The organism is Endozoicomonas sp., from assembly GCF_965196975.1.
In the GTDB taxonomy this organism is placed as follows: Bacteria; Pseudomonadota; Gammaproteobacteria; order Pseudomonadales; family Endozoicomonadaceae; genus Endozoicomonas.
In genome coordinates this window covers 920,935-941,350 of record NZ_OZ239981.1, presented here as the reverse complement: position 1 = coordinate 941,350, position 20,416 = coordinate 920,935, and the positions used below count along the sequence as shown (strand labels likewise).

Sequence of the window (20,416 nt, the reverse complement as noted above, 5' to 3'; positions counted from 1 at the left end):
ATTTGGGGCTATTTTTCTTATACCACGTCAGAGAATACGCTTTCTCTAAGATTGTCAAAGAACAGAGAATATAAAGCATAGCCCAAAGACCATGAAGAAACGGCCTGTAAGATGCGGAAGTCGAACCATTTCTGCATCATCCGCACGATTTCCTAATAGCTTTAGAGGCTGGATAGTTAAAGGCAAGGCAATCAGTATATAAAAAGGGTTACTGAGTTCACCAAGCCAATACAACAAAAAGCTTAGTGGAAAAACACTTAATAGTAATAAGGCATAAAGCGATTTCGCTTTAATAAGCCCAATACGAACAGTCAAGGTACGAATATTATGGCTAGTATCATCGAGGTAGTCTCGAATTTCATTTGAAAGTATAAGTGCTGATGCAAGTAGGCTTACAGGTACAGAGATCCAGGCGATTATGCTATCCCAAACACCTCCAACCGCATAATAGGCTACGCTGACCATTAACACCCCTGTGAACAAAAATACCGCAGGAACCCCCCACCCTCTCTGCTTGTAATTCACAGGTTCGCCTGTATAGAAGTACCCTCCAGCCACACCAATGATTCCAAGCATTAGTAATGGCCAGCCAACCTCTTTAACAAGCCATACCCCCATCAAACAAGCTGAAAAAGTAAAAATCCCGGCTAGCATAAAGTTCAATTTAATTTGCTGGATAACCTGTTTTGCAAGCTCTCCCGGCTGTTGTTTCCAAAGCGCGATATCCGCATGATCATTGGCTAAGTTAGAAGCAGCTTGAAGCAACACCCCTGCAAGAATCACCAATAATGCCCTAAGCTCATTGCCATTGCCTTGTTGGTAGGCCAGAACCACACCTAAACCACAGGTCACCAGAGCAACCGAGTAAGAGAAGGGTCTGAGGGCTCTGACAAGTCGATACTTGTCTGGATTCAAATCAAGTGTATCCACTGGCAGGTTCCTAAACATAAATGGGGGGAAGAATATTTAAAATTGATGTGGATGGCTATAGCAAAAAACCGTTTCTACAGACATAAATGCCATCCATGTATACGCTTGTCCAGATGCTAACAAATAAAAAGGGAAATATAACATATCCAACAAGCACCGCATAAATTAATGCACATCGATACACCTTTAAACCAGCCAAAAAATTGACTAGACGGCGTCTTTATAAGTAGAAATTTATCTATCTAGACAAAATTAAATTCATTAAACAAATCTCCAACTGAAATAGAAATAAAACTCAACACAAAATAAAATCAACAAAAAAATAATATAAAATTAAAAAAAACCACCCAACAGATAAAACATAAAAATAAGGCATAAATTAAAATAAAAAGGAATCATGAATGAAAAATCTTCCTGCTCTGATTAGATTTCTATGCCTTTTATTAATAGGTATTGGTATTGAATCAACACATGCAGACAACCTTCCTGATATCTGCTCTCAAGAACCCTCATACTCAGGCAATGACCTAACTAACGGAGACTCCATCTGTTTACCTGGACAAGACCCTCATTACCTGAGCATCTATAACTCTAATGCCAAGAACATAGCGATCACCACCAATAATGGTAACGGAAATCTAAGAATTTACGCTAGACAAGAATCATGGCCCTTACTTGATGGCTCGGATTATATTTCTGCTCGAGGTGGTAACTCTCAATGCATCATCATCAATAATCCTAAAAGTGGCTGGGTTTATATTACTGTAAAAGGAAGCTATGCAAACGCCTCACTTGTTGTTGACTTCGATCGGCAAACGTGCCGTGAAATATTTAATCAAGACAATCCGGGAGTATCGGGTTTATATGCAGTTCTAAAATTGCTCAGTTCTATTTTCTTTGCAATTGCTGAAGCTCTTTATGAAATAGCTCACCCAATAGCACAATTTTTTGAACGCATTGCTCTCAACTTAGACCACATAGCAGAAACCATAAATCGTCCAGATCTACCCGATGGTAATAATACCGGCAGTGGGAATAATGATGGTGGGAATAACGGCGGTGGGAATAACGGCGGTGGGAATAACGGCGGCGAAAATACAGATCATCGCACTAATGGCTATCCTTTCGAGTCGGCTCATATACTTGTCTACCCAGTGCATTTTTCGAATTCCCAGCTGGACTGGCCCAACTTGGAGGACGATCTCAGGCAAGTGAAAGAGTATTACCATCGCCAGTCCTATGGTCGATTCAATGTCACTTGGGAAATGAAGCAAGAAACCTACCTTTATGAAGACAGCCGAAATCTTGGGTTTCATGAATGGGTTGAGCATAACAAAGATATCGTTAAAAACTCTGGTGAAAGCTGGCCTCCCGGAGGAAACAAACTCGTACTATTCGTGAGACCATTTCTAGGCCCTGGCTTAGGATGGAACTCTACCGGCGGTAATAAAGTCATGAGAATTTTTGATGGACATAAAGGACCTGGAGTAATAGCTCATGAGATGGGGCATGCCATGGGTCTTCGTCATGCAAATGGTATTGAAACCAACTCCTATACAGCTATAGATTCTCGCAACCCTGGCCATATGAGTAGAGAAGAACGCCGAAATTTCTTAATCGAGTATGGTAGCCGTAGCTCTATGATGGGCGGTGGAGCGCATAGTCTTGAAGAATACAATTTGATATACAAAAGTTTTTATAAGAACTGGCTGGATAAAGATCGAGATGTCCCGTTAATAACCCACTCTGGCACCTATAGAATCTACTCGTTTGATCATAGCGTTAAAGGGCAGGGAAACATTGGTCTACGTCTAAAATCTGGAAATGACAAATATACTTACTGGCTTGAATATAGAACCAGAGGGCGTAACTTTGAAGATGATTCTAAGAATGGGATCCTTGTCAATATTGAAGGGTATCATGAAACAGAAACAGACCCTGAGTTTTGGAAGACAACAACATATCTTCTTGATATGACGCCAGGGTCTAAATCATATAACCCGGGTTCTACGAACGATTTGGATGACGGGGCTCTTTTACTTAATCAATCATACACTGATCATTGGGGGAAATTTAGGATTACACCTGTCAGGAAAGGGGGAAATCAGCATTCAGCCTATGCCTGGATCGAAGTAAGGGTAGAAATTCTGAAGTAATGGAGTTATTACATTATTTTCAAAATAAAAAAACGGAAGATAAATGAAGCATCTTCCGTTTTTTTTAGTAGGACAACGACACCTAATTACCAGCCGGTAATTTCTTTCAATGCTTCGCCAATATCAGCAAGGCTTCGAACTGTTTTAACTCCTGCTGATTCAAGAGCCGCAAATTTCTCATCTGCAGTCCCCTTACCACCGGCAATAATCGCACCGGCATGGCCCATACGCTTACCTGGAGGCGCTGTTACACCAGCAATGTAGGAAACGACGGGTTTAGTTACATGCTCCTTGATATAAGCAGCCGCTTCTTCTTCAGCAGAACCACCGATTTCACCAATCATAACGATGGCTTCGGTCTTATCATCATTCTGGAAGAGTTCCAGAATATCGATAAAGTTGGAACCGGGAATTGGGTCACCACCAATACCTACACAGGTAGACTGACCAAAACCATAATCGGTCGTCTGTTTGACCGCTTCATAGGTCAATGTACCGGAACGGGAAACAATTCCCACTTTGCCAGGAAGATGGATGTGACCAGGCATAATACCGATCTTGCACTCACCTGGCGTGATAACACCCGGGCAGTTTGGACCGATAAGACGAACACCCAGATCATCACACTTAACCTTGCATTCCAGCATATCCAGTGTAGGAATACCTTCAGTGATGCAGACGATCAATTTGATGCCAGCATAAGCCGCTTCAAGAATGGAATCTTTACAGAAAGGGGCTGGAACGTAGATAACTGAAGCTTCTGCACCCGTCTGATCAACCGCTTCTGCAACCGTATTGAATACCGGCAGCCCTAGGTGAGTCTGGCCACCTTTACCAGGTGTTACGCCACCCACCATCTGGGTACCATAAGCAATAGCCTGTTCAGAGTGAAAAGTACCCTGAGCGCCAGTGAATCCCTGGCAGATAACTTTAGTGTCTTTATTAATTAAAACGCTCATTACTGGTTCCCCGCTGCCTTCACTACCTGTTGAGCAGCCTCGGTCAAACTGTTGGCCGCGATGATATCAAGTCCACTATTGGCAAGGGTCTGTGCACCCAGTTCAGCGTTGTTGCCTTCCAGACGAACCACTACAGGTACTTCAACGCCAACTTCCTTAACAGCACCGATAATACCTTCAGCGATCAGGTCACAGCGGACAATACCACCGAAAATATTTACCAGAACGGCCTTTACACTGTCATCGGAAAGAATGATCTTGAATGCTTCGGTAACACGCTCTTTGGTTGCACCACCACCCACGTCAAGGAAGTTGGCAGGAGCACCACCATGTAGCTTGACGATATCCATGGTACCCATGGCAAGGCCTGCACCATTGACCATACAGCCAATGTTGCCATCCAATGCGACGTAGTTCAGCTCCCACTCTGCAGCATGGGCTTCACGGGCATCTTCCTGAGAAGGGTCATGCATGGCTTTCAACTGTGGCTGACGGTACAGGGCATTGCTATCGATGTTGATTTTCGCATCCAGGCAGTGCAGGTCACCCTCTTTAGTGATAACCAGTGGGTTGATTTCAAGCAGAGCAAGGTCGCACTCCTGGAAGAGTTTCGCCAAACCAAGGAAGATCTGGGTAAATTGCTTGACCTGCTTTCCTTCCAGACCCAATTTGAATGCCAGTTCGCGCGCCTGATAAGGCTGGGCACCGGTCAAAGGATCAACAGTCGCTTTAAGAATTTTCTCGGGAGTTTCTTCCGCCACCTTCTCAATTTCAACACCACCCTCAGTGGAGGCCATGAAAACAATGCGACGGGTTGCCCGATCAACAACGGCTCCAAGGTAAAGCTCTTGATCAATATCAGTGCAGCTTTCAACCAGTATCTTGCTAACCGGCTGGCCATTTTCATCAGTCTGATAAGTTACCAGATTTTTACCCAGCCACTGCTCTGCAAACGCGCGGATTTCGTCCTTGCTGGTGACCAATTTAACACCACCAGCTTTACCACGACCACCGGCGTGAACCTGAGCCTTAACAACCCACTGATGTCCACCGATTTCATCGGCAGCGGCAACTGCCTGCTCTGGAGTATCCGCAGCGATGCCCTGAGACACGGGCAGCCCATATTTGGCAAAGAGTTGTTTGCCCTGATATTCGTGAAGATTCATTCTGACGCGGCCCTCTTTTTTATTTGAGCGTTGTTTTTAAGTTTCTCGTCAATCCATATCCCTGGATATTTTCTATGGAGAAGGGAGCAGGTCGACCCTGACTGCTCCCCTTAAGATAAGTTTAGCGGCGCTTGCGATTGGCAATATGGATAGCGTGGCCATCAACAGCCAGAACCGCTTCGTGCAACGCTTCACTCAAGGTTGGGTGTGAGAAAATGGTCAGAGCAAGATCTTCACTGCTGGCAGCGAACTCCATTGCAATAACACCCTGTTGTACCAGCTCAGCAGCACTTGGACCCACAACATGAACACCAAGAATACGGTCAGTTGCCTTGTCAGCGATTACTTTGACCATGCCATGATTTTCATTGGCAGCAAGTGCACGACCACTGGCTGCAAACGGGAAGGTACCCACTTTGTACTCTTCGCCACTGGCCTTGACTTCTTCTTCAGTTTTACCAACCCATGCCACTTCAGGGTGAGTATAAATAACGGAAGGAATCAGATCATAGTTCATCTGTGCCTTCTGACCAGCAATGATTTCGGCCACCATAATGCCTTCTTCGCTGCCTTTATGAGCGAGCATCGGGCCTCGAACCACATCCCCTATGGCATAAACGCCAGGAACGTCAGTTGCACAGTGATCATCAACGAAAATGAAACCACGCTCATCCAGGTTTACACCTGAGTCAGTAGCCAGCAGGTTTTCGGTATAGGGGCGACGACCAACAGCAACAATCAACTTATCAAAGGTCAGCTTCTGCTCATCACCATTGGCATCCTGATAGGTAACTTCAACTTCGCTACCTTTGACCTCAGAGCCGGTTACACGGGCCCCCAAACGAATATCAAGTCCCTGCTTCTTGAAGATCTTCTGGGATTCTTTAGCGATTTGCTGGTCAGCCAGCGCCAGGAATTTATCCTGAGCTTCCAGGACAACCACTTCAGAGCCCAGTCTTCCCCACACAGAACCCAGTTCCAGACCAATAACACCGGCACCAATAACCCCCAGACGCTTGGGAACTTCCTGAAACTCAAGGGCACCGGTAGAGTCAACTATCAGGCCTTCAGTTAATGGTGTTGGTGGAATTTCGATAGGTCGAGAGCCGGTTGCAATAACTACATTCGCAGCATCAACAACTTCAACAGAGCCGTCAGCCTTGGTAAGTTCAATCCGTTTTCCAGACAGCAACTTACCGGCACCTTCCAGCAAGGTAACACCGTTTGCCTTGAACAGGCCGGTAACACCAGTCGTCAGCTGGTTTACAATGTTGTCTTTACGGGCAATCATTGCAGGTACATCGATGTCTACGCCACTGTGCATAATGCCGTGCGTGGCAAAATCTTCCTTGGCTTCGATATATTTGTGGGAGCTATCCAGAAGCGCCTTTGAAGGGATACAGCCAACGTTCAGGCAGGTTCCGCCCAGTTTGGCCTTGCCCTTATCATCGGACCACTTCTCGATACAGGCAGTTTTCAGCCCCAGCTGGGCTGCGCGAATAGCGCAGACGTAACCAGCGGGGCCTGCGCCAATAACTACCACGTCGAACTGATTTGCCATAAGTTATTTCCAAAACGAACGGTTTAAAAACAAGGTATAACAGGTCAAGGAGTAATGGGCAGCACTGCTTGATAGAAACAAAAAATAAGGCTGCCCCATAATACAGTCTGGAATCAAACGTCCAGAATCATTCTGGCCGGATCTTCCAGAAGCTCCTTGATAGTCACCAGAAAGGTGACTGCATCCTTACCATCCAGCAGTCGGTGGTCATATGACAGGGCAAGGTACATCATCGGTAAAATTTCAACCTTGCCATTAACCGCCATTGGGCGTTCCTGAATTTTATGCATACCCAGGATCGCTGACTGAGGTGGGTTCAGGATGGGAGTTGACAGGAGTGAGCCAAATACACCGCCATTGGAAATGGTGAAAGTTCCACCTGTCATCTCATCGATGCCAAGCTTACCATCCATTGCCTTTTTACCAAACTCCCGAATTTTTGCCTCAATATCGGCAAGACTCATATCTTCGGTATTACGAAGCACTGGAACCACCAGTCCTCGATCACTGGACACTGCTACACCAACATCCTGATAACCATGGTAGACAATATCATTACCATCAATAGAGGCATTGACCACCGGATGGCGGCGAAGCGCCTCAACACAGGCCTTGACAAAGAAAGACATGAAACCGAGCCGTACCCCATGACGTTTCTCAAACGCATCTTTGTACTGGGCACGAAGCTCCATGACCGGTTTCATGTTGATCTCGTTGAACGTAGTCAACATGGCCGCATTTTGCTGAGCCTGAACCAGACGCTCAGCAACTTTGGCACGCAGACGGGTCATTGGTACGCGTTTTTCCACGCGATCCCCGGCAAATACAGGTGCTGTCGCCTCGACCTGAGGTGCTGTCGCAGCAGGGACAGAAGCAGGAGCGGCTATTGGCGCAGCTGCAGCCTGAGAGCCTTGTTCTACATGACGAACCACATCTTCCTTGGTTACACGACCACCTTTTCCGGTACCGGCAATCGCCGCAGGATCAAGACCTTTCTCATCAGCCATACGACGCGCAGCAGGGCTGAGAATAGGCTCCTCCTGAGCAGAACCTGAAGGTCCAGTTTGAGTAGAGACCGCTTCAGATGAAGCTGGAGCAGCGCCAGCAGAAGCCCCTTCTTCAAAAATCCCAACGACTTCACTGCTGAGAACAACCTCACCTTCGGGCTTGATAATTTCACTCAAAACACCATCTGCTGGAGCAACAACTTCAAGAACCACTTTATCGGTTTCGATATCAACCAGCAGTTCATCCCGCTGGCATTGCTCACCAGGCTTCTTGTGCCAGGTTGCGACTGTGCCATCAGCAACGGATTCAGGAAAAGTAGGTGCTTTAATTTCAGTGGCCATTATTGATCCTTTGCGTCTTCGCCCCTTTGAGCGTTTAACACAGTGACTGCATTAAACGCTCTGGCCAGATCGATAGGTAATACCTGCTGGCCGTTTAACCAATATCACCGCTCAGTCTTGAGCAATAATTTTCATTTTTCAAATGCTGAAAGCATCGTTTACCAACTGTTGCTGTTCCTGTGCATGTGTTGACATATAACCACATGCGGGAGCTGCTGATGCTTCGCGCCCTGCGTACTTGAGACTCATCGTTTTATTCGGATGTACGGCAACTGAGCGACGCATGTGATGCTGACTACAGTACCATGCCCCCTGGTTCATTGGCTCTTCCTGACACCAGACCACATCTTTCAGGTTTGGATAGCTGATAATCAGCTCATCCAGATCGTCCTGAGGGAATGGGTAGAGCTGTTCAATACGGATAATGACCGTATCATTCAACCCTTCCGTTCTCTTCTTTTCAAGCAGGTCATAGTAAACCTTACCTGAGCACATAATCATCCGGGTGATGGCTGATGGTTCATGACCATCAATCTCAGGGATAATAGTCTGGAAACTGCCATCTGCCAGCTCTTCCAGCGAGGAGGTGGCCAGTTTGTGACGGAGCAGACTCTTGGGGGTAAATGCCACCAATGGTTTACGCAACGGACGAAGCACCTGACGTCGCAACATGTGGAATACCTGAGCGGGCGTTGTCGGCACGCAAACCTGAATATTGTGTTCCGCACATAGCTGTAGAAATCGTTCAAGCCTGGCGGATGAGTGCTCAGGCCCCTGACCTTCATAACCATGGGGTAGCAACATGGTAAGACCTGACAAGCGCCCCCACTTGTGCTCTCCACTGGAAATAAACTGGTCAATAACCACCTGCGCACCGTTGGCAAAATCACCAAACTGAGCTTCCCAGATAACCAGGGCGTTCGGTTTAGTCGCCGAGTAACCATACTCAAAGGCCAGAACCGCTTCCTCAGACAGGAAAGAATCCCAGATCTGGAATCGTGGCTGATCTTCAGAAAGCTTTGTCAGGTTAACCAGGGTTGAGCCATCTTTCTGATTATGGAAAACAGCATGGCGGTGAGAGAACGTTCCCCGACCAACATCCTGCCCGGTAATTCGAACTTCGCTGCCTTCCATCAACAATGACGCGTAGGCCAGCAGTTCAGCACACCCCCAGTTAATTGGCAGGGCACCTGCGGCCATTTTGCGCCGGTCCTCAACGATTTTGCTGACCTGACGCTGCAGCACAAAACCTTCAGGAATTTCACAGAGCTTCTGCCCCAGTGACTGCAGTGTTCCTACAGCAACACGGGTATCATGACGGGCGGTCCATTCGTGGCCGAGATAGGGCGTCCAGTCGACAAAGAGTTCTTTATTAGGTTCTTTCACCAGCGCCTTGACCACATGCTCGCCATTGTCGAGCGCATTACGGAAACTCTCTACCAGATCTTTATCGCCCTCCTCACTGATCACACCTTCACCCAGCAGAGCTTTGGCATAAAGATCGCGGGTAGTCATATGCGATTTAATCTTGCTGTACATCATCGGCTGAGTTGAGGACGGCTCATCCGCTTCATTATGTCCGCGGCGACGGTAACAGACGAGATCAACAACAATGTCTTTATGGAACTCCATCCGGTAGTCAAGTGCCAGTTTGGTGGCAAACTGAACCGCTTCAGGGTCATCTCCATTAACATGAAGGATCGGCGCTCCGACAATCTTGGCAACATCGGTACAGTATTCCGTTGAGCGGGCATCCTCACGGAAACTGGTGGTAAAACCAACCTGATTATTAATGATGATATGAATGGTTCCACCGGTTTTATAGGCCCGGGTCTGGGACATCTGCAGGGTTTCCATCACAACCCCCTGCCCCGCAAAAGCAGCATCGCCGTGAATGGCAATAGGGACTACCTTGTTGCCAACCGAGTCCTTACGGCGGTCCTGACGGGCTCTGACAGACCCTTCAACAACCGGGGTCACAATCTCCAGGTGTGATGGGTTAAACATCAGGGCAAGATGCACCTCACCACCCGGCGTCATCACATTGGAAGAAAAGCCCTGATGGTATTTCACATCACCGGAGCCCCGCTCAACCAGTTTCTTACCTTCAAATTCGTCAAACAGGTCACCAGGCTTCTTACCCAGTATATTGACAAGAACGTTCAAACGGCCACGGTGAGCCATTCCGATAACAAGTTCCTTCGAACCGTAGGATCCGGAACGCTGAATAATCTCATCCAGCATAGGGATCAGAGACTCACCGCCTTCCAGACCAAATCGCTTGGTTCCGGGAAACTTGGTACCCAGATATTTTTCCAGACCTTCAGCTGCCGTTAACCGCTCCAGCAAATGAAGCTTGGCTTCAACGCCTACTTCCGGCCGGCTGCGAACGCTTTCCATACGACTCTGGAACCAGCGGCGTTCTTCGGTCTGGGGAATGTGCATATACTCAACACCGATTGACTCGCAATAGGTGGCTTTCAAAGCATCGTATATTTCCCGAAGAGAAGCGTGTTCTTTACCAATGAACAGAGTTGAAGTTTGAAACTCGGTATCCAGATCAGCTTCACTGAGACCGTGATATGCAAGGGACAGATCTGGAAATTCTTCCCGTTTCATTACACCAAGAGGGTCGATAACAGCCTGCTGATGACCACGAATCCGAAAAGCGCTGATCAAACGCAGAACCTGAACCTGCTTACGTTCATGATCACTGGAAACAGATGATGTCTGAATCGGGCGGGTAGTCTGACGCTGACGCGCCATAAGGATGAAATTTTCCTGGATGGTGGAATGTGGAACGTCTGCTCCTCCACCACTCACCGGGGGCAACTTTTCAAAATAGTCACGCCACTGTACCTCTACGCTATTGGGATCGCGCAGATAGCGTTCGTACATATCCTCGACGTATGCAGCATTTCCCCCTGCAATGTGGGATGAACTCCACATCCGCTGCATTACACCTTCTTGCATGATCATTACCCCGTGTGTCTGGGGCTTATCCCGGGAAACCTTTCTACTTTTAACAACCCTGACTGGCTGAAAAGCAGAAATCACTGATGGTGTTGATAGTCAGTCAGTGAACAATCCCCCTCAGATAGGATCGGATGTTTTCCGACCGCCCCTGCTGGTTCAAGCTATTGCGGCCCCATAATTCCGGATGGCAGCAGCACAATTCGTTTCAAAACACATGTAATAACAGGCTTAATACTGCCAGAAGCCGCCTGTACACTCCTGACACAGCTTAGCTAACTTTGCGGCTCTTTGGTTCGGAAGTACCCCCAGAAAAAGGCTTCACAGGGGTACTTTTTTATCACCAACAACCACCAACAGGGTGGAATGATCCACAACTATACTATGTTGCACTCTTAAACAACATCTGCCGGATATGACCGATAGCCCGTGTTGGGTTCAAGCCTTTGGGGCAGACATTGACACAGTTCATGATACCTCTGCAACGGAAAACACTGAACGGATCATCAAGCTCCGCCAGGCGCTCCTCTGTCGCTGTATCCCTGCTATCGGCAAGGAAACGGTAAGCTTGCAACAAACCGGAAGGCCCAACAAATTTATCAGGATTCCACCAGAATGAAGGACAAGCTGTTGAGCAACAAGCACAGAGAATACACTCATAAAGCCCATCCAGTTTCTCTCTGTCTTCAGGAGACTGTAGACGCTCAATGGCTGGAGCCGGCTCATCGTTAATCAGGTATGGTTTGATCTTTTCATACTGTTTGTAGAAAAGACTCATATCGACAACCAGATCCCTGATGACGGGTAAACCAGGGAGTGGGCGGATGACCAGCTTATTCCCCTTGGCTGCTTCCGACAACGGGGTGATACAAGCCAGACCATTTGTACCGCCAATACTCAAGCCGTCGGAGCCACAAACGCCCTCTCGACAGGAACGCCGGTAAACCAGCGTTGGGTCCTGCTCTTTAATCAGATTCAGAACGTCCAGAACCATCAGGTCCTTGCCTTCCGGGATAGCGATATCAAAGTCCATCATATAGGGCTTTTTGTCGGTTTCCGGATTATAGCGATAGACACTTACCTTCATAACCTTCTCTCCCCTAGTAGCTTCTTGCCTTGGGAGGAAACGCCTCCATTGTTGCCGGTGCAAAGTTAACAGCACGCTTACTCACAGATTTATCAACCGGCGAATAAAGTGAGTGCACCAACCAGTTTTCATCATCCCGCTCCTGATAATCATTACGGGCATGAGCTCCACGTGATTCTTTTCTAACCTCTGCAGAAACCGCAGTTGCATAGGCAACCTGATACAGATTTTCCAGCTCAAGAGCCTCCACCCTGGCCGTATTGAATGCCTGACTCTTATCCTCCAGATGGAGGTTCGCCAGCCGTTCACCCAGCTCATCCAGCAACTGGAGACCTTTCTGCATGCTCTCACCTTCGCGGAACACACCAAAATAGAGCTGCATGGTGTTCTGCAGATCAGCACGCACCTTGGCAACACTTTCGCCACTGTTTGACTGATTAAGGCGATCAAGTCGGGACAGAGCTGCTTCAACATCGCTGTCAGAAGCATCAACAGTGTCAAACCCCTCTTTCAGGTTTTTCTCAATCTGCAAGCCTGCAGCGCGGCCAAAGACCACCAGATCCAGCAGAGAGTTACCACCCAGACGGTTTGCACCATGAACCGATACACAGGCTGCCTCGCCACAGGCGTACAGGCCTTCAATCACTTCATCATTACCCGCCCCATCCTGGCGAAGTGCCTGACCACCAACATTGGTTGGAATTCCGCCCATCATGTAGTGACAGGTTGGCACCACAGGCACCGGCACTTTTACAGGATCGGCATGAGCAAAGGTTTTAGACAGCTCACAGATACCGGGCAGACGCAGGTTCAGTGTCTCCTCACCCAGATGATCCAGTTTCAGGAGTACGTGATCCTTGTTGGGGCCACAACCGCGACCTTCGAGGATCTCAATAACCATAGAACGGGCAACAACGTCCCGGCCAGCAAGGTCTTTGGCATTTGGAGCATAACGCTCCATGAAGCGCTCACCTTCGCTGTTAATCAGGTAACCTCCTTCCCCCCGGCAACCCTCGGTTACCAGTACACCCGCACCATGAATACCGGTCGGGTGGAACTGCCACATCTCCATATCCTGCATAGGATATCCGGCACGCAGCGCCATACCGATACCGTCACCAGTATTAATCAGGGCATTGGTGGTAGAAGCGTATATACGACCTGCACCACCGGTAGCCATTACCGTTGCTTTTGCCTTGATATAAACGGTTTCGCCACTTTCAATATCAATCGCAATAACACCGGCAACCTGCCCTTTCTGATTCTTCACCAGATCAACGGCATACCACTCATTAAGGAAGGTTGTTCCACCCTTCAAGTTGGCTTGATACAGAGTATGAAGCAGAGCGTGACCAGTACGATCTGCAGCCGCACAGGTTCTGGCGGCCTGGCCACCTTTACCAAAGTCTTTGGACTGACCACCGAAGGGACGCTGATAAATTCGCCCCTCTTCAGTCCGGGAGAATGGCAAGCCCATGTGCTCCAGCTCGAAAACCGCCTGCGGACCTACTGAGCACATATACTCAATGGCATCCTGGTCACCGATATAATCAGAACCTTTTACGGTATCAAACATGTGCCAGCGCCAGTCATCTTTTGGATCTGCGCTGGCAATTGCACAGGTAATGCCGCCCTGGGCAGATACCGTGTGAGAACGGGTAGGAAATACTTTGCTGACACAGGCCGTTTTAATGCCCGCCTGAGTAAGCTGGAGCGCAGCACGCATGCCTGCGCCCCCACCACCTATAACGATGGCATCATAGGTAAGGGTACGAAGTGCTGACATCGATCAAAGCCCCCAAAGAATTTGCACGCCCCAGATCACATAGCTGAACAAGGCAATAAAGCACACAACCTGTATAGGAAAACGAATTAGAACGGACTTACCGCCAAAAGCGCGGTCATTAAAGTAGTCAGTGGTAATTGTCCACATACCAACCCAGGCATGAGCCAAAATAGAAATCAGCGCCAGCAGGGTAAAAACCCGCATCCATGTTTCGTCAAAAAGCTCAGCCCACTGGCCGAACTGAAGATCAGGATTCATGACCAGATAGCCAAGCAGGAAAACCGAATAGGCACCAAGAATGATTGCCGTCAGTCTTTGCAGCATCCAGTCATAAAGTCCACTGCGGGACAAATTGGTGATATTGGTTACCATACCCACACCCCCGCAAGGATAATCAGCGCTATTGACAGAACCAGAGTAATGATGGCCCCCAACCTTCCAGACTCCTTGCCATCACCCACATCCACATCCATCAGAAGATGCTTCACTCCGGCAATAAAATGATAAATCAAGGCAGACAGAATGCCCCAAATTATGAATTTTGCCAGAGGAGCTGACAGCAAGCCTTTGAGGGAGCCAAAAGACTCCTCGGAAGCAAGCGACAGTTCTAGTCCATATAGAAGAAAACCCAGACCAATAAACAGGATGACACCCGATATGCGATGCAATATCGAAGTGTATGCAGGCAGGGGTAATTTGATTGTTGTAATATCGAGATTGACAGGTCTTTTGCTATTCACTCTTTTGCCCCAACGCTCGGTGGCGTACACAGCAGAATCAGCAAGAACATCCAGGTTCTCTGGACCCTACGACAAGCAGGCGGGAAACGCTAAATGCGAAATAAACGATTCCCCCTCAATTTAAAGCCGGGGGTCAGAAAAACCAGCCCTTACGGCTTCGGGGTCTGAGTATATACACTCTAACATGTAATTACAATTGCTCACTTTATTAAGCACTTACCCCTAAAACACGAAGCCAAAAATCACACACCTATTACGGATTACATTCATCATCAGTTCGTTTGACAAAAAAATATATCTCTCTATAGTGGTCGAACCGTAAAAGGGGGCTAAAAACACTTAACTCGAATATTTTTTAAACAGACCCCCGGCTTTATTTGTGATTTTTTGTGGCTTCATTTTTGTAAAAGCATCCATCTAAAGTAACTATAACGAGACCAAACGGCATGACAGGAGGCCATAAATGGCTGACAAGAAAGCTCTACTCTCCATTGACGGCACGGACCAGGCTCTGGAGTTACCGATTTACTCAGGCTCTCTTGGGCCTGATGTTGTTGATGTCAGGGGGCTGACTTCCAGCGGTCTGTTCACCTATGATCCAGGGTTTGTTTCCACTGCATCCTGTGAGTCCAAAATCACTTACATCGATGGTGACAACGGCATTCTTCTGCATCGTGGGTACCCCATAGAACAGCTGGCTGAGCAGTCTGATTATCTGGAAACCTGTTACCTGCTGCTTTACGGAGACCTCCCCAGCCGTCAGGAAAAGGAAAAGTTTGAAAACACCATCATGCGTCACACCATGATCCATGAACAGATGAGCGACCTGTTCTCCGGATTCCGCCGTGATGCACACCCCATGGCGGTCATGTGTGGTGTTGTTGGGGCCCTGTCTGCGTTCTATCACGACTCATTGGACATCACCAATGAAGTGCATCGTGAAATCTGCGCTTATCGCTTGATTTCTAAAATGCCAACGCTTGCTGCAATGGCCTATAAATACTCCATTGGTCAGCCGTTTGTTTACCCGCGAAATGACCTGAGCTACGGCGGTAACTTCCTTCACATGATGTTTGCCACCCCCTGTGAAGAGTACGAAGTCAAGCCCGTTCTGGCGAAAGCAATGGACCGTATTTTCCTGTTGCATGCTGACCACGAACAGAATGCGTCCACATCGACCGTTCGTCTTGCAGGCTCTTCCGGCGCCAACCCATTTGCCTGTATTGCTGCCGGTATCGCTGCACTCTGGGGGCCTGCTCATGGCGGTGCCAATGAAGCCGTACTGGTGATGCTGAACGAGATTGGCGATGAAGCCAATATCGATGAATACATTGCCAAAGCAAAAGATAAAGACGACCCATTCCGCCTGATGGGCTTTGGACACCGTGTTTACAAAAACTTTGACCCTCGCGCCAAAGTAATGAAACAAACCTGTGACGAAGTCCTGACTGAATTGGGTCTGGAAGATGACCCTCTGTTCAAGATTGCCAAGCGCCTGGAGAAGATCGCCCTGGAAGATGAGTACTTCATCAAGAAGAAACTCTACCCCAATGTGGACTTCTATTCCGGTATTATCCTCAAGGCGCTGGGCATTCCAACCGAGATGTTTACCGTAATCTTTGCAACCGGTCGCACGCCTGGCTGGATTGCCCACTGGCATGAGATGATCAGCGGTGATTACCGTATCGGACGTCCTCGTCAGCTTTATACCGGTGAGACCAAGCGCGACTACGTACCTGTAACCAAGCGCAGCTAATCCTCTCCTTTTATCTCCAGATATCACCTCCACCGGTGATATCTGGCTTTACTCATCCTCACTCACCTGCCCGCCATTCGTAGCCTTTATTCCCATTGTCTAAGCTAAGATAAATACCCTTCAGACCAATGGAAACAGGCAATGGATCTGCTATTCACTCCTGAGTCACTGATTGCACTGCTCACCCTGACCTCTCTGGAAATTGTCCTCGGCATCGATAATATTATTTTTCTTACTATTCTTGTTGATCGGCTTCCTTCCCACCAGCGTGCTTATGCCAGAAATATTGGCCTGGGGCTGGCCATGATTACCCGGCTTGGTCTGTTATTCTCTCTGAGCTGGATCATGAGCCTGACAGAAACCCTGTTTTCCATTATGGACCAGGAAATTTCCGGCAGAGATATCATTCTTTTGGCAGGAGGACTATTTCTCATCTGGAAATCAACTCATGAGATACACCAGTCCATTGAAGGACACTCCGAAGGAGAGCCTGAAACCTCCTCAGTCAAACAGTCCACAAAATATTTTTTCTTTATTCTTGGCCAGATAGCCATCATTGACGTGGTTTTCTCTCTGGATAGCGTCATTACCGCTGTCGGACTGGTGGATCAATTATGGGTCATGGTATCAGCCGTAGTGCTGGCGGTGATTGTTATGATGTTTGCTGCCCACCCTATTGGTGAGTTCGTCAGCAATCACCCAACACTCAAAGTTCTGGCACTCAGCTTTTTAATTCTCATTGGTGTATCGCTCGTCGCTGATGGTCTGGACTTCCACATTCCTAAAGGCTACATATATTTTGCCATGGCGTTCTCCCTCATTGTGGAAATGCTTAATTCTCGACTCAGGAAGCGCCCTGCATCATGAAAACAGTATTGATCTTCGACATGGATGGCGTCCTTGCCGACTCCTGGGAGAATTGCTATCCATGCTGCCGTCGTTTTATGGAAGCTTTAAATCAGCCCGAGCTGAGCAGTAAAGAAGCGATACTCAGGCTATTTGAAGACAACTTTATGACTAGTCTGACACGCATTGTCCCCCCATCAAGCATACAATCCGATCTTTTTCTGCAGCTAGCCAGTGAAATGAATAAAGCATTAGCCAAAGCCACCTGCTTTACCGGCATTAAGCCAGCCATCGAAACACTCAGCAAAAGCCATTATCTCTATCTGGTCACAGCCAACTTTACTTCAGCAGCTCACACATTTCTGAATAATCAGCAACTAAACTGTTTTCAGGGCATCTTTGGGGCCGATCAATCCTTTAACAAAACTGAGAAAATTCGCAACATCGCCAATAGCCACCCTGATGACCCGGTCTACTATATTGGAGACACTCTGGGCGATATCCTTGAAGGAAAGGCTGCTGGGGTTAAAACGGTTGCTGCTGGATGGGGCTGGCATGATGCAGCAACCCTGAGAAGAGGACATCCTGACTATTTTCTGAAGCATCCCGAAGACTTGCTGAGTTTTATCAATTCTTAAACAGGTCCGACAACGATCTTGAAATAAAAATGCGAGATACCCTTAATGAAAACAACCATGCCCACACAACTGACACTGATTACTGCAGAACAGTTTGGCATTGAAATCGAAATGGCGTATGCAACCAGCAATAATTTTACCGGTGCTCCAGTTTATAAAAGCCACGACTGCTATCTACATCCACAAGCTGCACAAGGGCTCAAACGGGCTTCAGAATTATTGCGTCCTCTGAATCTGAAGCTGAAAGTGTGGGATGCTTTCAGGCCAAAGGCCGCGCAGGCAGAACTCTTCAGGTTTATGCCTGATCCTGATTACGTTTCTGACCCAGAAACCGGCTTGTGCACCCACTGCCGCGGCATAGCGGTTGACCTCACCATTATTGACCACTTTGGCCGTGAGCTTGAGATGGGTACCGCATTCGATGATTTTCGCTCTCTGGCACACCATGGTAACGAGCAGGTTTCTGAAGAGGCGCAACGCAACCGTCTACTTCTGGCGGGTGTAATGAATATTGCCGGCTTTGATCCTATTGATACGGAATGGTGGCACTATCAACTGCCTGAAGCCAGAAATTACCCAGTACTTACGACTGAGCAAGCCCCACTCGGGCTGCTTTAAGAATCATGTAAATACGTCAGCCACCCTGCACCTCAACAGGATTAACCTGCAATTCAATCTGCCTGCTATCAGCACATTAATACTTCATTTAGTCCTATAATTTAGTGTGTAAATATATACCAACCTCTTCTCTATGTAGCACCGCACTCAAGGATGACTTGTGCCAGATGAACAATTTCGAATAGCCAATCCCGTCATTTTTCTGACGAATAATCAGGCTGACCAACACCCTGACAAACTAGATGGCCAGACAGTACAGTGGGGAACACACACAATATCCCTTAGCCAGTGGCAAGAACAAACCAGCTGTCGACAATCGGTGGATTTCCTTTTTGAAGACCACCAGCCCGTGTCATTACACGTGAGAAATACAGAACCAACCAGTAAACCCATCCGAAATATCGAGCCTATTATCCCCAGGCAATCAAAAGAAGCCTCAACGCAGCAGGCACACCCAACTAATTTACCCAAAGTAAGTCATTTCACTGGGTGCTCTCTCTGAATGATTGAAACAATAGTGCTCTATTTTCACAGCTACTATGGGAACACCACTCATAATAGTTAACTGTCATGCCCGCTTCTGTTATTTCCAGCTCTACCAAAAGCATCGTTTTGCAAATTGAAGTTTCTATAGATTCAGGCAACATGCTGAATCTTGAAGATAGTTTACAGCGTGCACTCAATGAAGCCGGGCAGCTTGGAACAAAAGAGTTATTGGGGCTATTTGAATCACCCAATAAAGAACCTATCGTCGTTAATCAGCAGAAGTGGAACTACAAAGGAAAGGTTCTTAAGCACTATGAAACCTTATACGGTCGTATACCTTTGGAGCGCTCCGTATATCAGGGTGTCAGAGGTGGCAGTACTCTGGCAGCACTTGATCTTCGTGCCGGTATTATTGGTTCAGCTACCCCCAAATTTGCCAAGTCTATCGCCTGGAAATACAGCCAGATGCCAGCGCCTGCGGTAAAAGAAGATTTTGAGACCAACCATCAAAGGACGCTTTCAAATTCTTATATCAAGCATTTATCGGACAGAGTAGGTGCATTAATTGAAGACCAGCAAGACACTCACTACCACCTTCCTCCACTAAAAGAGCCTGTTGAAACAATAGCCATTGGTCTGGATGGAACCTGCATGCTGCTTTGTGAAGAAGGCTGGAGGGAAGCCATGTGTGGGACATTGAGCCTATATTCTGCAGATGGAGACAGGCTCCACACGATATATACAGCCAGTTCGCCAGAGTATGGTAAACAAAGCTTTATGAGCAAGCTCGACGAGGAGATTGCAGATCTAAAACGACTCTACCCAAATGCCACATACATCGGGGTAGCTGACGGGGCTAGAGAAAACTGGAGTTATTTGAAACAACATACCTCTGGGCAGATACTCGATTTTTATCATGCATCTGAATATTTAGCTGGAGCAGCGGAAGCACTGTTTCCAACCAGTAAGGCGAAGCGACACCAGTGGCTTGAAGACAGGCTACATAGTTTGAAAAACAAGCGTGGAGCAGCCAAAAAAATCCTTCAGGAAATTGAATCAGCCGAGCTCCCGAAAAAGACAATCGCACTGACAGAGAAGCGCTACAAAGCTGTGAGCTATTTTACAAACAATCACCAGTTAATGAATTATCATCAGGCGCTTAAACGCCATTGGCCAATAGGTTCAGGAGTTACTGAAGCGGCTTGTAAGACTCTGGTAAAGCAACGATTATGTGGTTCTGGAATGAGGTGGAAAGCAACAGGAGCGGAAGTGCTTTTGACAACAAGAGCACTGATCCAGAGTAAGGGGCGCTGGGAACAACTTTGGTCTGAGTTCATGACTGGAAAGGTTGAAGCTAACCTATGA

At 47.6% G+C, this 20,416-nt stretch carries 16 protein-coding genes; 6 read left to right on the top strand and 10 right to left on the bottom strand.

All coding sequences use genetic code 11. The annotated features are described in order from the left end of the window. Window positions 1-54: 54 nt before the first annotated feature. On the bottom strand, window positions 55-930 hold the full coding sequence (locus ACOCLE_RS04165; RefSeq protein ID WP_419535633.1) for a prenyltransferase: 876 nt from the start codon (window positions 928-930) through the stop codon (window positions 55-57). Between the two features lie 401 nt (window positions 931-1,331). Between ACOCLE_RS04165 and ACOCLE_RS04160 the strand changes: the two genes are divergently transcribed. Beyond that, window positions 1,332-3,086, top strand: a complete 1,755-nt coding sequence (locus ACOCLE_RS04160) for a PPC domain-containing protein (protein WP_419535632.1) — start codon at window positions 1,332-1,334, stop codon at window positions 3,084-3,086. 86 nt (window positions 3,087-3,172) lie between these two features. On the opposite strand, the gene sucD is transcribed toward ACOCLE_RS04160, so the two are convergent. The 9 genes from sucD to sdhC all read right to left on the bottom strand — a co-directional run bounded on the left by sucD (window position 3,173) and on the right by sdhC (window position 14,707). After that, a complete protein-coding gene (gene sucD / locus ACOCLE_RS04155; protein ID WP_419535631.1) occupies window positions 3,173-4,045 on the bottom strand; it encodes a succinate--CoA ligase subunit alpha in 873 nt (290 codons plus the stop codon). Continuing rightward, window positions 4,045-5,211 carry an ADP-forming succinate--CoA ligase subunit beta gene (gene sucC, locus ACOCLE_RS04150; protein ID WP_419535630.1) on the bottom strand — a complete coding sequence of 389 codons (1,167 nt, stop codon included), beginning with the start codon at window positions 5,209-5,211 and terminating at the stop codon, window positions 4,045-4,047. The genes sucD and sucC overlap by 1 nt, the downstream gene beginning before the upstream one ends. A 121-nt stretch (window positions 5,212-5,332) precedes the next feature. After that, window positions 5,333-6,772 carry a dihydrolipoyl dehydrogenase gene (gene lpdA / locus ACOCLE_RS04145; protein ID WP_419535629.1) on the bottom strand — a complete coding sequence of 480 codons (1,440 nt, stop codon included), beginning with the start codon at window positions 6,770-6,772 and terminating at the stop codon, window positions 5,333-5,335. Window positions 6,773-6,885: 113 nt separating this feature from the next. Beyond that, window positions 6,886-8,121 (bottom strand): 2-oxoglutarate dehydrogenase complex dihydrolipoyllysine-residue succinyltransferase, encoded by a 1,236-nt coding sequence (gene odhB, locus ACOCLE_RS04140; protein ID WP_419535628.1) that lies wholly within the window; start codon window positions 8,119-8,121, stop codon window positions 6,886-6,888. Window positions 8,122-8,259: 138 nt separating this feature from the next. Continuing rightward, a complete protein-coding gene (locus ACOCLE_RS04135; RefSeq protein ID WP_419535627.1) occupies window positions 8,260-11,094 on the bottom strand; it encodes a 2-oxoglutarate dehydrogenase E1 component in 2,835 nt (944 codons plus the stop codon). A 382-nt stretch (window positions 11,095-11,476) separates the two neighbouring features. Beyond that, window positions 11,477-12,181, bottom strand: a complete 705-nt coding sequence (locus ACOCLE_RS04130; RefSeq protein WP_419535626.1) for a succinate dehydrogenase iron-sulfur subunit — start codon at window positions 12,179-12,181, stop codon at window positions 11,477-11,479. 13 nt (window positions 12,182-12,194) lie between these two features. Then, window positions 12,195-13,967, bottom strand: a complete 1,773-nt coding sequence (gene sdhA, locus ACOCLE_RS04125) for a succinate dehydrogenase flavoprotein subunit (RefSeq protein WP_419535625.1) — start codon at window positions 13,965-13,967, stop codon at window positions 12,195-12,197. 3 nt (window positions 13,968-13,970) lie between these two features. Beyond that, window positions 13,971-14,339: a succinate dehydrogenase, hydrophobic membrane anchor protein gene (gene sdhD / locus ACOCLE_RS04120; RefSeq protein WP_419535624.1), complete on the bottom strand. Its 369-nt coding sequence runs from the start codon at window positions 14,337-14,339 to the stop codon at window positions 13,971-13,973. Beyond that, complete coding sequence (sdhC, locus tag ACOCLE_RS04115; RefSeq protein WP_419537147.1) at window positions 14,333-14,707, bottom strand: succinate dehydrogenase, cytochrome b556 subunit; 375 nt, start codon at window positions 14,705-14,707, stop codon at window positions 14,333-14,335. Before sdhC ends, sdhD begins: the two co-directional genes overlap by 7 nt. 463 nt (window positions 14,708-15,170) lie before the next feature. Here sdhC and gltA point away from each other — a divergent pair, with 463 nt between their 5' ends. The 5 genes from gltA (at window position 15,171) to ACOCLE_RS04090 (ending at window position 20,416) form a co-directional block, all read left to right on the top strand. Next, a complete protein-coding gene (gene gltA, locus ACOCLE_RS04110) occupies window positions 15,171-16,463 on the top strand; it encodes a citrate synthase (RefSeq protein WP_419535623.1) in 1,293 nt (430 codons plus the stop codon). A 141-nt stretch (window positions 16,464-16,604) separates the two neighbouring features. Next, entirely contained in the window at window positions 16,605-17,330 is a 726-nt protein-coding gene (locus tag ACOCLE_RS04105; RefSeq protein ID WP_419535622.1) for a TerC family protein, read from the top strand. After that, window positions 17,327-17,947, top strand: coding sequence for an HAD family hydrolase (locus ACOCLE_RS04100; RefSeq protein WP_419535621.1), 621 nt, complete (start codon window positions 17,327-17,329; stop codon window positions 17,945-17,947). The genes ACOCLE_RS04105 and ACOCLE_RS04100 overlap by 4 nt, the downstream gene beginning before the upstream one ends. A gap of 57 nt (window positions 17,948-18,004) precedes the next feature. Beyond that, window positions 18,005-18,565: a D-alanyl-D-alanine dipeptidase gene (gene ddpX, locus ACOCLE_RS04095; RefSeq protein WP_419535620.1), complete on the top strand. Its 561-nt coding sequence runs from the start codon at window positions 18,005-18,007 to the stop codon at window positions 18,563-18,565. Between the two features lie 570 nt (window positions 18,566-19,135). After that, on the top strand, window positions 19,136-20,416 hold the full coding sequence (locus tag ACOCLE_RS04090; RefSeq protein ID WP_419532972.1) for an ISKra4 family transposase: 1,281 nt from the start codon (window positions 19,136-19,138) through the stop codon (window positions 20,414-20,416).